General features: G+C 65.2%; 13 protein-coding genes. 7 read left to right on the plus strand and 6 right to left on the minus strand.

What is annotated here, in order from left to right; translation table 11 throughout:
- Positions 1-71 precede the first annotated feature (71 nt).
- The 5 genes from ACGHX3_RS09410 to ACGHX3_RS09430 form a co-directional block, all read right to left on the minus strand.
- The gene (locus ACGHX3_RS09410) at positions 72-3212 is read right to left on the minus strand and encodes an efflux RND transporter permease subunit (protein ID WP_394697201.1); all 3141 of its coding nucleotides are present in this window, start codon (positions 3210-3212) and stop codon (positions 72-74) included.
- Positions 3209-4723, minus strand: a complete 1515-nt coding sequence (locus ACGHX3_RS09415) for an efflux RND transporter periplasmic adaptor subunit (protein ID WP_394697202.1) — start codon at positions 4721-4723, stop codon at positions 3209-3211. The genes ACGHX3_RS09410 and ACGHX3_RS09415 overlap by 4 nt, the downstream gene beginning before the upstream one ends.
- Entirely contained in the window at positions 4720-6024 is a 1305-nt protein-coding gene (locus tag ACGHX3_RS09420) for a TolC family protein (protein WP_394697203.1), read from the minus strand. Before ACGHX3_RS09420 ends, ACGHX3_RS09415 begins: the two co-directional genes overlap by 4 nt.
- A 74-nt stretch (positions 6025-6098) precedes the next feature.
- A complete protein-coding gene (locus ACGHX3_RS09425) occupies positions 6099-6494 on the minus strand; it encodes a hypothetical protein (RefSeq protein ID WP_056878755.1) in 396 nt (131 codons plus the stop codon).
- 304 nt (positions 6495-6798) lie between these two features.
- Positions 6799-7170 carry a hypothetical protein gene (locus tag ACGHX3_RS09430; RefSeq protein ID WP_056878756.1) on the minus strand — a complete coding sequence of 124 codons (372 nt, stop codon included), beginning with the start codon at positions 7168-7170 and terminating at the stop codon, positions 6799-6801.
- A 244-nt stretch (positions 7171-7414) separates the two neighbouring features.
- Here ACGHX3_RS09430 and ACGHX3_RS09435 point away from each other — a divergent pair, with 244 nt between their 5' ends.
- The 5 genes from ACGHX3_RS09435 to ACGHX3_RS09455 are packed head-to-tail and all read left to right on the plus strand — an operon-like array spanning position 7415 to position 12078.
- Complete coding sequence (locus tag ACGHX3_RS09435; protein WP_170298374.1) at positions 7415-8047, plus strand: hypothetical protein; 633 nt, start codon at positions 7415-7417, stop codon at positions 8045-8047.
- A 12-nt stretch (positions 8048-8059) separates the two neighbouring features.
- The gene (locus ACGHX3_RS09440; RefSeq protein WP_394697204.1) at positions 8060-10195 is read left to right on the plus strand and encodes a 2Fe-2S iron-sulfur cluster-binding protein; all 2136 of its coding nucleotides are present in this window, start codon (positions 8060-8062) and stop codon (positions 10193-10195) included.
- On the plus strand, positions 10196-10882 hold the full coding sequence (locus ACGHX3_RS09445) for a hypothetical protein (RefSeq protein ID WP_394697205.1): 687 nt from the start codon (positions 10196-10198) through the stop codon (positions 10880-10882). It abuts the gene before it with no gap.
- The gene (locus ACGHX3_RS09450; RefSeq protein ID WP_054665529.1) at positions 10879-11682 is read left to right on the plus strand and encodes a cytochrome c3 family protein; all 804 of its coding nucleotides are present in this window, start codon (positions 10879-10881) and stop codon (positions 11680-11682) included. The genes ACGHX3_RS09445 and ACGHX3_RS09450 overlap by 4 nt, the downstream gene beginning before the upstream one ends.
- A gap of 12 nt (positions 11683-11694) precedes the next feature.
- Entirely contained in the window at positions 11695-12078 is a 384-nt protein-coding gene (locus ACGHX3_RS09455; protein ID WP_054665533.1) for a DUF1622 domain-containing protein, read from the plus strand.
- Positions 12079-12191: 113 nt separating this feature from the next.
- Here ACGHX3_RS09455 and ACGHX3_RS09460 read toward each other — a convergent pair whose 3' ends face one another.
- Complete coding sequence (locus ACGHX3_RS09460) at positions 12192-12395, minus strand: heavy-metal-associated domain-containing protein (RefSeq protein ID WP_162407209.1); 204 nt, start codon at positions 12393-12395, stop codon at positions 12192-12194.
- A 151-nt stretch (positions 12396-12546) separates the two neighbouring features.
- On the opposite strand from ACGHX3_RS09460, the gene ACGHX3_RS09465 reads away from it, so the two are divergent.
- On the plus strand, positions 12547-14919 hold the full coding sequence (locus ACGHX3_RS09465; RefSeq protein WP_287998941.1) for a heavy metal translocating P-type ATPase: 2373 nt from the start codon (positions 12547-12549) through the stop codon (positions 14917-14919).
- Between the two features lies 1 nt (position 14920).
- Complete coding sequence (gene cueR, locus ACGHX3_RS09470; protein ID WP_054665540.1) at positions 14921-15394, plus strand: Cu(I)-responsive transcriptional regulator; 474 nt, start codon at positions 14921-14923, stop codon at positions 15392-15394.
- Positions 15395-15728: the final 334 nt, after the last annotated feature.

Below are 15728 nucleotides of genomic sequence, written 5' to 3' on the forward strand. Positions count from 1 at the left end.
ACGCCAGTCATGACTTCTTCCATGACTGGCGTCTTTTTGTGGGGACTTACCTCAAGTGCTCAGTCTGTCTCTCATTGGTCGCCCCGCGCCGCGCGCAATCCACGTCGCCGCACCAGATAGAACGCTGCGGGAATCACCACCATAGAGAGCACCGGTGCGGTGAGCATGCCACCCAGCATCGGCGCGGCGATACGTTGCATGACCTCCGAGCCGGCACCGGCACCGACGAAAAGGGGAAACAACCCGGCCAGGATGACGGCTACCGTCATCGCCTTCGGGCGCACCCGTTGCACGGCGCCTTCGTAGATAGCCTCTTGCAGGGTAGACACATCTTCCGGCGCACCGCTGGCCAAGCGCTGCTCCCAGGCATGACGCAGGTACAGCAGCATGATGACGCCGAACTCAGCCGCAACGCCGCCCAGGGCGATGAATCCGATCATGCTGGCCACCGAAATCGCATGGCCCAGCCCCCAGATCAACCAGAAACCGCCCACCAACGCCAAGGGCAAGCTGAGCAGGATGATGGATACATCGCTAAGCCGGCGAAACACCATCCAGATGACCAGGAAGATGATCGCCAACGCCGCGGGCACCACCCATTGCAGGCGTGCCAATGCCCGTTGCAGATACTCGTACTGCCCCGACCACGCCACACCATAGCCGGCAGGCAAACTCACCTGGGTCTGCACCGCGGCTTGCAGGTCCTGGACCACCGATCCCAAGTCGCGATCGGCCACATCCACGTAGATGTAGCCCACCAACCGGCCGTTATCGCTCTTGAGCATCGGCGGGCCTGGGCTGATTGACAGCTCCGCCACCTGGCTCAAGGTCAGTTGCACACCGCCTGGCGCGATCAGCGGCAGATCCTGCAAGGCCTGCAACGAGTCACGCTGGTCACGGGGGTAGCGCAAGACGATGGGATAGCGTTCGCGCCCCTCGATCGTTTCCCCGATTGGATCACCGCCAACGACCGTGGCAATCAGTTGCTGGAGTTGGCCTTGAGTGAATCCGTAACGTGCAGCGATTTCCGGGCGCACCTGTACATCGACATAGCGCCCACCCGTGACGCGTTCGGCCAGTGCCGAACTCACGCCGGGCACAGTCTTGGCCACCTGCTCGATCTGCTGGCTCAGGCGCTCGATCTGCTCCACATCGGGTCCGGAGACCTTGATCCCAATCGGGCTCTTGATGCCGGTGGCCAACATATCGATGCGATTGCGAATGGGCGGGACCCATAGGTTGGTCAGACCGGGAATCTTGACCGCTGCGTCCAACTCCTGGCGCAGCTTCTGAGGGGTCATGCCCGGGCGCCATTGATCCCGCGGCTTGAAGGTCACGGTGGTCTCAAACATTTCGATCGGGGCCGGATCGGTCGCACTTTCGGCACGGCCCGCCTTGCCGAACACGTGCTCAACCTCCGGTACGGTCTTGATCATCCGGCCCGAGAGCTGGAGCAACTGACGGGCCTTGTCGGCGGACAGGCCGGGCAGGGCCGTGGGCATGTACAACAGGCTGCCTTCTTCCAAGGGCGGCATGAACTCACTGCCCAACCGGCTAAAGGGGATCAAGGTGAGCACTAGCAGCAGGCCGCTGAGCAGCAAGGTGACAGCGGGATGTTTGAGGACCCACAGCAGGATGGGCCGATAGCCAGCGATCAGGATGCGATTGATGGGGTTCTGCTGTTCCGGGCGGATGCGGCCGCGGATCAGGTAGCCCATCAAGACGGGGATCAAGGTCACCGACAACCCTGCTGCGGCGGCCATCGCGTAGGTCTTGGTGTAGGCCAGAGGCGAGAACAATCGCCCTTCCTGCGCCTGCAGGGCAAAAACCGGCACGAAAGACAGGGTGATGACCAGCAAGCTGGCGAACAGGGCCGGTCCGACCTCGGCCGCCGAGCGGGCCATCAACTGCCAGCGCTCCTCACCCTGAGGTTCCCGGCCGTGCGCCTCCCGCCAGTGCTCCAGATGCTTGTGTGCATTTTCGATCATCACCACCGCTGCATCGACCATCGCACCAATGGCGATGGCGATGCCGCCTAATGACAGCAAGTTGGCGGAGATCCCCTGGGCGTGCATCACGATGAAGGCCGCCAGGATACCCAAGGGCAGGGTGATGACGGCCACCAACGCCGAGCGTAGGTGCCACAGGAACAGCAGGCATACCAGCGCTACGACCAGGAACTCTTCGCCAAGCTTGTGGGTGAGGTTGCGTACCGCATCCTGGATCAGCTCGGAGCGGTCGTACACCGGCACCACTTCCACGCCCTCGGGCAAGCTGGATTGCAACGCCTGCAGTCGCGCTTTGACGTTCCGAATGGCCCCCAAGGCATCCTTGCCGGTCCGCAGGACGATCACGCCGCCGGCCACCTCACCTTGACCATCCAACTCTGCGATACCACGACGGAAGACCGGCCCCCGACTAATCGTGGCAACCTCACCGAGCAAGACGGGGATACCGTCGTTGCCGGTTACTGGCACCTGTTCGAACGCCTCCTGTGTGCGCAGGTAGCCTTCGCTACGCACCATCAGTTCGGCTTCGCCTTGTTCGATCACCGAGCCCCCGGTAGCGCCGTTGGCCGCATCCACCGCCTCGATGAGCTCGGCCACCGTCAGTCCACGGGCCGCCAACGCCTGCGGATCGGGCTGGATCTGCCAAGCGCGCACCGCACCGCCCACACTGGCTACTTCAGCCACGTCCGGCACGGTTTTTAGCTCATAACGAAGAAACCAGTCCTGCAACGCACGCAGCTGCCCCACATCACGTTGACCGGTCCGATCCACCAAGGCGTACTGGTAGATCCAGCCCAGTCCTGTCGCATCAGGACCCAGCGCCGGATTCACATTCGGCGGAAGTCGATCGCGTACCTGACTCAAGTACTCGAGCACTCGAGAGCGCGCCCAGTAAAGATCAGTGGCATCGTCAAACAGGATGTAGACGAACGAATCACCGAAGAAGGAGAAGCCGCGCACCGCCTTCACGCCCGGGACGGACAACATCGTGGTGGCCAACGGGTAGGTCACTTGGTCTTCGATGATGCGCGGGGTTTGCCCCGCCCATTGCGTGCGGATGATGACCTGGGTATCGGACAGGTCCGGCAGCGCATCCAGCGGCGTGTTCTTTACCGACCAGATACCGACCACCGCCAGCAGCGCGGCGGCAACCAGCACCAGCACGCGATTGGCGATGCAAGCATGGATCAGGCGCGCGATCATGGTGTGCTCTCCATCGCTTCGGACATGACGTCGCTTGCCTGGCAATCAGCGGCTGCGGCGGGGCCGAACTTGGGTACCAACTGCATATCCATGAACGGTGACTTGCCCGGCTTGTCGAAATGCTTCTCCGGCACCATCGGGTCATACCAGTACTGCACCGGGCAGCGCGGCGGCGTAGAGGTGGAGGTCCCTGGCGCGACAGGCGCAGGCTGTCTGGACGGTGACGGCACGACAGTGCGAGGGTCGTGCCCGGCGTCATGGCGCTCGTGCACACCTGATGCGCTGGCAGGGCTTGTCGGTTGTGCAGCGCCCAGGCGCTCCAACGCACCGGAGAGACTGGCTTCAGAGTCGAGCAGGAACTGACCCGAGACGACCACGCGTTCACCACCGGCCAAGCCTGCCACGATCTGCGTGCGCCCTTGCACGCTACGTCCGACACTCACCCGCACCGGCCGGAAGCTCCCGTCCGGATCCTGCACGATGACCCGGCTGTCCCGCCCGGTGGCGATCAGCGCCTCCGTGGGAACGACTGGCAGGGCCTGCTCGGCATCGGGCTGCACCAGAACCTCGGCGAACATGCCCGGCACCAGCCGACGCTGCGGGTTGCGCAGCACAATTCGCGCCCGCTGCGTACGACTAGCCATGTCGACCTGGGGAAGCAACGCCTGGATCTGTCCGACAAAGCGCTCTGCCGGCCAGGCACTGACCGTGGCCCGCACTGAGGTCCCTGGCCGCAAGGTGCCCAGCGCTGCTTGGGGCACCGAGGCCTCCAGCCACAGCGTGTCCAGCCCATTGATCTTGAACAGTGGCGTACCGGGCATCACCGTCTGCCCTTCGCGTGCCAGGATCTCGGTCACGACACCACTGTGGTCTGCGCCAAGCACGACGCCACTTCTGGCCGAGGCGCCAGAGGGAACACCCAACGAACGCAACCGTTGTTGCGCCGCACCCTGTAGCTCACGCGCGCCCGCGGACTGAGCTTGGCTCAGGGCATGTGCTTCGGCGATGGCAGCGTTCCATGCCGGGGCCTGCACGGTGGCCAGCGCTTGACCACGACGAACCTCGGTAAACGGCGCCTTTACCTGCACCTGGGTGATCAAGCCTTCCATGCGCGCACTGACCACGGTTTCCTGGGTCAGATCCCACGTCAGTGTGCCCGGCACGCGTACGGCAGTCCCTAGTGACTCTACCGTCACTTCCTGAGTGCGTATGCCCACGTTCTGCTGCAGGCGCGGATCGATCTGCGTTCCGCCCCCCATGGCCTCATCTGCGTATTTGGGCAGCAACTCCATATCCATGAACGGAGATTTGCCCGGCTTGTCGAATCGCTGCTCCGGCGCCATGGGGTCGTACCAGTACAGCACCTTGCGTGCTTGATCTGCGCCGCTCGTGCCGGTGGGCGGGGTGGTATCAGAGGTTCGAGTCATCCAGGCGTAGCCGCCGGCAAAGCCGAGCGCCAGCAACCCGAGGGCCACGGCGAGCTGTGTGAGACGCGTTTTGGTCGGGCTCATGGCGTGTTCTCCTCATGGGGCAGCAGATAGGCCAGTGCCGCCCAGGCACGGCCCTGTTCGCCCAGCAGACGGGCGTTCTCCAGTTGCAATTCGATCTCATCGCGCCGCGCTTCCAGCCACGGCTGCAGGTCGGCACCGGCGCCGTAGGCGGCCAACGCCGTGCGTGCGCGATCGCGCGCCAAAGGCAGGCTCTGCGTGTTCTGACGCTCCAACTGGCCGGTTAACCCGCGCCATCGCGCTATCGCGCGTTGCACCGACTCGGCTTGGATGCGCCGGGCCTCATCGCGCTCTGCGGACACCGCCTCCAGCTCGGCCCGCCGTGCCGCGATGCCTCGTGCTTGGCGGTTCTTCTGGAACAGCGGCAGGCCCACACCCACTTCCACCATGAGCATGTCGCTGCGCGCCATGCCGTCGGGTGCGCGCTCGCGACGTCCGTAGGTGAGCTCCACACTCCAATCCGGGCGGGTTTCGGCCACGGCCGCATCCACCTGGGCCTGGGCTAAGCTCTGGCGTGCCTCCCAGCCCAGTAGTGGCGTGTGCTGGTCCAGTTTGGCCAGCAGTTGGGTGGGCTCCAATGGCAACTGCGAATAATCCGGTGCCACACCACTGGCCAAGATCGCCTCTGGTGCAATACCCAACCAACGCGCCAGGCCGGCCTGCGCGGCGGCGTGCTCCGCATGTACCTGCTCCAGGCGATTGTCCAACTGCAGTAGGGCGGCCTGGGCGGCAAGCACGTCACTGGCCCCGGCCGTGCCACCTGCCAAGCGAGCACGCGCCGCACGCTCGGCTATGCGTGCCGGCTCGCGCAATCCTTCCAACGCATCTACGGCTTGCTGCGTACTCCACAGCTCGATCCAGGCCAGCGCGGCCGCTTGGGCCACCATCTGCTGTTCGGCCATCGACAGTGAGCGCGCTTGCGCCAGCGTCGCTTGCGCCAGCGCGTGCTCGGCACGTCGTTTCGCACGCGCAGGAAACTCCTGCATCAGACCGACTTGCTGGGTGGTCATCTCATCGGCCCGCAGGCTGAAGGCATCGGGTCCACTGACGGGCCAGTTCGCCAGCCCCACGATCAAACGTGGGTCGGGCAGCGCGCCAGCACGCGCGGCTTCTTCGGTACTGGCATCGATCTGGGATCGGCGCGCCTGCAGGGTAGGGGCATTAGCAAGCGCCCGCTGTAGGGCTTCTGTGTAGCTGATCGGGATAGCGGGCGGTGCTGCCACCACAGGACCACTGAGCGCCAGGGCAAGCGCGAATCCACACGCCATCCTGCGCCTTGCACGCAAGAAGAAAGACATCTCCATAAGACCTCCGGACAAAGGACAACGAGCGCGCTGCAACGCATGCAGCACGAGCACGGGTCAATCCAGGAGGGGGCTTAAATCAGCAGGCTACAGAAGCGCTGCAGGGGAGGCGGATCGGACACGCACACCGGAACATCCCGATAGAACTGCGCGTGTACCGGTGGCAACAGAGCCTGCACCAGCGCGAAGGCAACCAGTGCCGGCTGGTAAGGCACTTGAGGGGCCTTCGCATCGGCCGTGGCGATGTGATCGCGCTGGCAATGCTGGTCGCACAACGCCGGAGCATCGGGATCCGGCGCGGACATCTCTTCGCAACCGACCATCAGGGTCGCTTGTCCAGCTTCCACCGATTCCAGCGGACAGGCGTAGGCCACCAGCGCCAGCTGCTGCAACAGCAGCGCCCACAGTCCCAGCCATGCCAGTCGGGCACGAGGACGGGAACGCCGCCATCGCCTGAGCAGCTTCACCATGACAACTCCCGCACGCCCGAAGCCGCGCCTGCGGACACTGGGCGGATCAGGGTAGGGGACGTGCGAGCTCTCATGATGGCCAGACTAGCCCTCTTGGGGCCGACTGGCATTGATCAAGATCAAGCCGCAGCAAGGTTCCAACATAAGGCAAGCTGCACAAATAGCGGTATCCGAATGGCCTCCGCGGCCTGCCTGGCTCCGGATCTAACACCATTCGTCCTGAATAGTCGCCTTGCACTTTGAAAATTCCCCGCTCCAATCAACTCAGAGGAGAGCGGGGTAAAGGAAGCTTGCAGTCTGCCATTTACCTCGCTGCCGCCTCGGCTTCGTGGAGCTTTGCAAGCTCCTCGTATTCCGTAGCGGCTTCTTCCTTCAACTTGACCAGCTTATCGCAGTGTCTGGCCAGAGTTTGGTCCGTGGCCGTCCCACTCTTGAAGGCTTGATGATTATGGCGATACGTGTTGCGCATCGTCTTGTGCGTTTCGGCTTCTGCCAGGGCTTCGCGGGCCAGCGTGCGGTAATACGCGGCGATGGCCAGATGGTTCTCCGGCTTGTCCGCGATATCGTTCAGGAGCGTTATGACCGGTTCTTCGGTGGGCTGCTGCGCATAGACCGGAATGGCTACGGCGAACATCGCACACAACATCATGACCCAAGACGCTTTGACAGACTTCATTGAAATCTCCTGATGGGCTGGGGAGGTATGCCCGGTGCCAGCCTAGGAAAGCTCTTCTTTCATCTGAATGACCCATTCATTACATTTCTGCAATGCGCTGGTCACTTCGGGGGCGGCTGAGTGCGTCCACGAGAGGAGCGAATTCAATACGCGCATCATTGATCCAAAGGTCTTGGTTGAATGACGAGACGATTGCAGCATCGTAATGGCGGGGTCATCCCGTCGACAGCTTGCCGTACGTAGGGTGGAAGCGAACAAGCCGGCCACAGACGCGGACCGGTTTCTTTTGTGGGTGCGCCGCATCCGCCGGTTCCCGATGGGAATCGCCGCCAACTTATCGGAGGTTGTCATGAGGCATTATCGTCGGCCGTCACTGGTGATCGTTTGTTTGCTTGGTGGGATGCTCGCCGGCTCAGCGCTGGCCGATGACGACAAGCACAAGCATGGTCAGTCAGGCGCCATGGGGCAGTCGCCCGCCAGCATGAGCGCCCCAGCGGCGCCCCATCCCCCGGCGGCACATGCTCCGGGTCCGCAGTCGCCTGCTTCCCCGAATTCGCCTGCCACGCCCGACGTCATGGCTTCGCATATGGAGGAAATGGCAACGATGATGCGTGAACGGGGAAAGGCCATGGAAGCGATGGGCCGCCAGATGCAGGAAGGCAGCACGCAGATGCATCAGCAGGCCATGTCGATGAAGGCAGGAGACACGTCCACGCACAATGACATGGACATGTCCGCCGCGATGCAGCACATGGAACAGATGAAGAAGGATATGGAGAACTGCGAGCGGCAGATGCAGCAAGTCGATTCGACCATGCAGAAGATGGATTCGAGCATGGGCGGCGGCATGGCCAAGAAGAAGATGGGCCATATGTAGGAGGCGGCCGCTGTGTCGACGGAGAGCTTCATGGGGTGGAGGCGAATCGTTGCCCTGGCCGTGCTGGCGATGTCGCTGGCGTATGCTGCGGCCGGCGCTCAGACAACCGCCGATCCGCACGCTGTTCATCCACCGAACAAGACCAACAGCACGGCGGCCGCTGGAACGACAGCCGCGCAAGACAGCAGTTCGATGGGTGGCATGCCGATGGAACCCGCGCCGTCGGCTGACGCGCCGATGGGCGACGACGATCACGCTGACCAAGCCGCAAACATGGCGGCGCCGCAACCGGCTGTCGCGGGCGCATCGATGCAAGGCAGCAGCCCGATGCAGGGCATGACGATGGGCACCCCACCCCCGGCTGACGCAGGCATGGGCGATGACGACCATGCCGCGCATCACCCTGACGCGGCTGGCGGCATGCCGGCTGCGGCAGGTGCGTCGATGGGCGGCTCCATGGGCGGCATGATGGACGACATGATGCGCGGCTGCCGCGGAGACGAGTGCGGTCGCGATCGGCGCCTCAACAAGCTGCTGTATCCCCAACTGATGGCTCTGCCGGACCTTCCGCCGGAGCGGCGTGCCAGCGTCGAGCAGCTCGCCCACCATCGGATGCACGAAGGCATCCAGCAGTTGGCGACCCTGTCGTCGGAGGCGTCGCATGCGGTTCAACGCAACGACTACGCCGGCTTGCAGGAGGCGTCTGATCGGATGCGCGTGGCCTGGGGCGAGTTTGACAGCGGCCTGTCGGCCTACCGCGCGCTGGCCGAAGGACAGGCGCCGCGCGGCATCGCGTTGGACTGGTTCCGTCGCGAAATGAATCTGACCGATCCCCTGACCACGGTCCCGGCGCACGGGGTCTTCGGCCTGTCGGGCTTTCACTACTTCACGATGGCGCTGCTGTCGGCTTTTGCCTTGCTGGGTGCGTGGATGTACGTCGCCCGCAACCGGCGTACGAACGCGGTGCTGGCCACGTTGCGCACGGGAGCACCGGCGTCTCCGGCGTCCTCCCCGGCACCGCGTGCCGGCGTATCGCCAGGCCCCGCGGTACAGGCACCTGCCGTTGCTTCGCCCGAAGGCGCCCCGCAGGCGCGCACGCCTGCGTCCACCACGGGCAGTTGGGTCGGCAAGCTGCGGGTCGCGCGCATCTTCCCGGAGACATCCCGGGTCAAGACGTTCCGCCTGGCACCCGTCGAGGGGACAGGTGCCCTGCCTTTCGAGTTTGAGCCCGGCCAGTTCCTCACGCTCTCCGTGCCCTCGGAAGGGAAACAGGTCAAGCGCTCTTATTCGATCGCCTCATCGCCATGCTGCCATGGCTGGTGCGACTTGACCGTCAAGCACGAAAGCGGCGGCATCGTGTCCGGATACCTCCACGAACACGTCCAGGAAGGCGATCTGCTCGATGCGTCCGGCCCGTACGGCCGCTTCACCTTCCGCGGCGTCGAGTCCGACAGCGTCGTGCTCTTGGGGGGCGGTGTCGGCATCACGCCGTTGATGAGCTCGATCCGCTACCTGACCGACCAGTGCTGGAACGGCCGGATCGACCTGGTCTACGCCTGCAAGGACCTGGAGAACGTGATCTTCCATGACGAGCTGAACCAGCTTGCCCGTCGGCATCCGAACCTGCATGTGTCCATCGTGTTGAGTGAGGAGTCATCAGAGGAGTGGACCGGCGCACGCGGGTTCATCACCGCCGAACTGCTGGGGCAGATCCCCGAGATCCGCTCGCGCCGCATCCACCTGTGCGGTCCGCCGGTGATGATGGATGCGGTGCGCAACGAGCTGGGCAAGCTGGGCATCGATCCGGCGTCGATACACTCCGAGCTGTTCCTGAGCCCGCCCAAGCCGGCGACGCCCGAACCGGGCCAAGCCGGCGACACCGCTGCGGCCGTGACATGCCGCTTCGAGCGATCCGGGAAAAGGGCGCCGCTGATCGCCGGCCAGACCGTCCTCGAGGCCGCCGAAGAAGTCGGCGTCCCGATCGAGTACGCGTGCCGGCAGGGCTACTGCGGCATCTGCAAGGTGAAACTGCTCTCGGGCGAGGTCACCATGGCGGTGGACGACAGCCTGACCCCGCTCGACCGCTCGTCGGGGATGATCCTGGCCTGCCAGGCGAAAGCGTCGGCCGACATCTCGGTGGATGCCTAGATGGGCAGGCACGATCGCATCGCCGCGACGATCATCGTGTCGATGCTGGCGGTGCTGTGGCTGGGCTTCCTGGTACACCGCGCTCCGTTCTTCGCCGGTAGCCTGTGGGGTGGCGTGTTCGGCATCGTGGGCGCCGCGTTCTTGCTGGTGCCGCTCGTCTACACCGTGGTCAAGCGCAGCGCCACGCTACGCCGCGCATTCACCCGCGAGCACAGCTTCGCCGCATTGCTGCAGGCGCACGTGTATTTCGGCCTGATCGGCGCGCTGCTGGCCATCATCCATAGCGGGCACAAGTTCCAGAGCGTGCTCGGGATCGCGCTGACGGCGTCGATGCTGCTGAGCGTGCTCACCGGGTTCATCGGCCAGCATTACCTGCGCTACGTCGCCGAGAACATCCGCGAGAAGAAGACACAGCTCGACGGCCTGTGGCGCCTCCTGGATGGGGCGTACTGGGCCTACGCGCAGGCACCGGCAGGCGGCGCCGGCACGGCCAAGGCCGGCGCCGAACTGCTGCCGCTGGCGTCCGGCGCCGGCGACCTGCAGTACTCAATCCAGTTCCAGGAGCGGGTGCGCAAGCTGTTCACCGGCTGGCTGTCGGCGCACATCGCGTTCTCGATCGTCTTCTATCTCCTGCTGGCGCTGCACATTTGGGCCGGCATCTACTTCGGGCTGCGCTGGTTCAGATGAGTCGAAAGGGAACGATCATCGTCGCGCTGCTCGCGGTGCTGGCGTCGGTGGCAGCACTCGCGCTGTGGAAGGCGGTGCCGCAGACGCTGCACGTCGCGACGTGGCAGAGCATGGCCTCGCCTGGCCCACTGTCCAGCGCGCATGCGTTCCTGCAGGAGGATTGCGCGGCGTGCCACACCCCGGTCAAGGGGGTGCAGGATGCGACCTGCGTTGCCTGCCATGCCAACGAAACCGCCCTCCTGCAGCGGCAGCCGACGGCGTTCCATGCCGACATCGCCGAGACGAACAACTGCGTGGCCTGCCACAAGGAACATGACGCCGGTCGCAGCCTGCGCGGCATGGACCATGCGGCGCTGACCGACATCATCGTGCGATGGCTCGATCGTGCTCCGGAGCGCCACGAGGGCGCGCTGCTGCTCGCGCACGTGAAGGCGCACAGGCCAGAGGCGCTGCCCGGCAACGTCTCGCTCGCCAGCGGCATGACCTACAAGGAGACGCTGCTGGACTGCGCGAGCTGCCACAAGACCACGGACCCTCACGTCCAGGTGTTCGGAAACGATTGCGCGACATGCCACGGCACCGGCACGTGGTCGATCGCCGGGTTCAGGCATCCCTTGCCCAGTTCCACCGAGTGCGGCCAGTGCCATCTCGCGCCGCTCAGCCACTACAAGGAGCACTTCTCGATGATGTCCAAGCCGATTGCGGGTGTCCGGAATGCGCAGCCCGAGCAATGCTACCTCTGCCACCAGACCACGTCTTGGAACGACATTCGCGGGGTGGGCATCTACGACCACCATTGACCGGACAGGCCGATGAGCGTCGACTTGCCACATGCCGCCATCGGAATCGCGGTGGCTGGATTCGAGTTGTTCGGTGTCGGCGTCATCACGCTGGGAAGCCTGTTGGCGTGTGGGCGGTTCGCCTTCCTTCACACGAAGGTCGGGATGACGGCGCGCTATCACGCCCTGCGGCAGGAGCTCGGCGGCACGATCGTCTTGGGCCTGGAGTTCCTCGTGGCCGCGGACATCATCCGCACCGTCACCATCGATCCCTCGCTCCAGGGCGTGGCGATCCTTGCGCTGATCGTGCTGATCCGCACCTTCCTGAGCGTTGCACTGCAAATCGAGATCGAACGAGGATGGTCGTGGCGGCGCCGTCGACCGGCGGCGCCCGACCACCCGGATGATCCCGGCTGAGCGAACCGGCCCACACGCTCAAGGCACAGCGTCGTGCGACGACCGCGCTGGCGAGAGCCCCTTCGCTGCTTGCAGCCGATCAATGGGGCTTGAACGCTCCGCCGGGCGGCGCGTCAGGGATCGACGCCAATCGCCTGGTAGCCCGCCTTGGTCAGGGCGGCTTTCACGATCTCGCTAGGCTGCTCGGACACGACCTGCACCCGTCGGGTATGAACGTCAGCCTGAACCCGGGCATCCGGGTCGACGGACTGGATGGCGCGCGTCACACCTCGGACGCAGCCGCCGCAAGTCATGTTCTGGATGTGAAATGCGTGCATGGGGCACCTCCTGCTGATTTGTGTATGGTTAGGATGGGCCTTGCCATCGTTGGAAGGTCAAGGGTTTTCGCGGGCCATGCAGGGGTTGACCTTCCCACCGTAGGAACCCGAAGACTTGTTTACTGACCATTGCACCGGCGAGATGAACACCATGGATTCCGTTGCCCCAAGCGCCTCCCTGCGAACGAACGCTGTGCGGAAGACCGAACTCGCCATCGAGGGCATGACCTGCGCGTCCTGTGTCGGACGTGTGGAGCGCGCCTTGCGCGCCGTCCCTGGCGTGATGGCGGCGCGCGTCAATCTGGCGACGGAGCGCGCAGTCGTGGAAGGCGGCGCGGACTCCCCACTGCTGATCCAGGCCATCGACGACGCAGGGTATGCGGCACGGCCGATCGACCGGGCGGCCTTGCGCGAGGCCGATGACGCAGCCCGCAAGGAGGCCGAGCAGGCGGCACTGAAACGCGCGGTGGTCGTGTCCATTGCGCTGACCTTGCCGGTCGTCGCGCTGGAGATGGGCTCGCACCTCGTTCCCGGCCTGCATCACCTGATCGTGCGCACCATCGGCATGCAGTGGAACTGGATCATCCAGTTCGCGCTGACGACGCTGGTGATCCTCGGGCCAGGCCGGCGCTTCTATCAGCAGGGTTTCCCCGCGCTGTTGCGCCTGGCGCCGGACATGAACTCGCTGGTGGCGGTCGGCACCTTGGCCGCTTACGCCTACTCGCTGGTCGCGACCTTCACGCCCGCGCTGTTGCCCGCGCAGGCGGTCAACGTCTACTACGAGGCGGCGGCCGTCATCGTCACCCTGATTCTCATCGGCCGGTCCCTGGAAGCGCGGGCCAGAGGGCGCGCCTCCCAGGCGATCCAGCGGCTGGTCGGGTTGCAGGCGCGGACCGCGCGCGTGCGCCGTGACGGGCAGACGGCCGAGATCGCTCTCGGCGAGGTGGCGCCGGGGGATACCGTCGAAGTGCGGCCCGGCGAACGTGTACCGGTCGACGGCGAGGTGATCGAGGGCGACAGCTACGTCGATGAGTCCATGATCACGGGCGAGCCGGTGCCGGTGGCGAAGACCGCCGGCAGCGCGGTGGTCGGCGGCACGGTCAACCAGAACGGCGCGCTGGCGTTCCGCGCGACCGCAGTGGGCGAGTCCACGGTGCTCTCCCGGATCATCCGCATGGTCGAGGAAGCACAGGGCTCCAAGCTACCCATCCAGGCTCTGGTCGACCAGGTGACGTCGTGGTTCGTCCCGGCCGTGATCGGCGTGGCGCTGCTGACATTCCTGCTCTGGCTCGCCTTCGGCCCCTCACCGGCGCTGACGTTCGCGCTGGTCAACGCCGTCGCCGTGCTGATCATCGCCTGTCCCTGCGCGATGGGGCTGGCCACGCCCACCTCGATCATGGTCGGCACCGGGCGCGGCGCGGAAATGGGCGTGTTGTTCCGCAAGGGCGAGGCCTTGCAGTTGCTCAAGGATGCCAAGGTCGTCGCGCTGGACAAGACCGGTACGCTGACCGAAGGCCGGCCGGTGCTCACCGATCTGGAACTCGCCGAGGGCTTCGACCGGGCGCAGGTGCTGGCGCGGATCGCGGCCGTCGAGGCGATGTCGGAACACCCGGTCGGCCGCGCCATCGTGGAGGCCGCCCAAGCCGAAGGCCTGGTCTTGCCGGAGGTCGCCGGCTTCAGGTCCGAGACCGGGTACGGCGTCGAGGCCAAGGTGGACGGATTGGGTGTCCAGATCGGTGCCGACCGCTACATGCACCGGCTGGGGCTGGATGTGACCGCCTTCGCCGGCAACGCGCAACGGGTGGGCGACGAGGGCAAATCGCCGCTCTACGCAGCGATCGGCGGCAAGCTCGCGGCCGTCATCGCCGTGGCCGATCCGATCAAGGACACAACCCCCGAGGCCATCGCCGCGCTCCACGTGTTGGGTCTCAAGGTGGCCATGATCACCGGCGACAACCGGCGCACGGCCGAGGCCATCGCCCGCCATCTGGGCATCGACGAGGTGGTCGCCGAGGTGCTGCCGGAGGGCAAGGTGGAGTCGGTGCGCAGGCTCAGGGCCTTGCATGGCCATCTGGTGTTCGTGGGCGATGGCATCAACGATGCGCCGGCCTTGGCGGAGGCCGAGGTGGGCATCGCCATCGGCACGGGCACCGATATCGCGATCGAGGCGGCCGACGTGGTGCTGATGTCGGGCAGCCTCAAGGGCGTGCCCAACGCCATCGCGCTGTCGAAGAGGACGATCCGCAACATCCGGCAGAACCTGTTCTGGGCGTTCGCCTACAACGCGGCCCTGATCCCGGTTGCCGCGGGTGTGCTGTATCCGGCGTACGGCGTCTTGCTCTCGCCGGTCTTCGCGGCAGGCGCCATGGCGTTGTCGAGCGTCTTCGTCCTCGGCAACGCACTCAGGTTACGGCGATTCCAACCGCCGACGACGGCCGCGTCGGCTGGCCAACTGCCGGCTTCGAGGGGTGCCGCCGCTTCGGCGAGTTTCGGGGCGGCGGGCTTGGGACCGAAAGGAGAATGACGTGAACATCGGTGACGCGGCGAAGGCCTCGGGTGTATCGGCCAAGATGATCCGCTACTACGAGCAGATCGGGTTGATTCCGCCGGCTGGCCGCACACACGCAGGCTACCGGGATTACACCGAAAAGGACGTCCACGTGCTGCGCTTCGTCCGGCGCGCGAGGGATCTGGGATTCTCCGTCGCCGAGATCGATGGCCTGTTGCAGCTCTGGCGCAACCGCCGCCGGCGCAGCGCCGACGTCAAGCGTATCGCCCTGGACCACATCGAGGATCTGCAGCGGCGGATCGCCGACATGCAAGAGATGGCAGCGACACTCCAGCAGCTGGCGACATGCTGCTCGGGGGACGACCGTCCCGATTGCCCGATCCTGGCCGATCTCGAACAGCCGTCTGCGGCGGCGGCGAAAGAACCCAAGCGCCGACGCGGCGCGGTCGACGACCGTGGTGTCGGCAAGCGCAAGGCCCAGCGGGGGTAAGGCGCAACCGCCCAAGCATCGAGGCCTCTGGCAAGGGCGAATGACCATGAAATGACGGGAATGTAATGGATGGGTCATCCCGCCGAAAGTGACCCCCTCCTAGGCTGGTCACCGTGACGCGAGCACCACGCCTTGCGTTCAACCCCGGCCGTTGCATGGATCCTGTGCGGCCCATCTGGCAGGCATTCCGGCCACCGTCACGTGGCTTGTCATGCGCACGCTGACCCGCGTTTCTCACCACGCTGGCGCTTTCTCCGGCGCGCGTGGCCGGCGCCCGGATCGTGGCGATGGGCCAGGCGGGCTCGATGTCAGCCCATAGCGATCATAGGAGGTC

Source organism: Pseudoxanthomonas japonensis (assembly GCF_043632995.1).
In the GTDB taxonomy this organism is placed as follows: domain Bacteria; phylum Pseudomonadota; class Gammaproteobacteria; order Xanthomonadales; family Xanthomonadaceae; genus Pseudoxanthomonas_A; species Pseudoxanthomonas_A japonensis.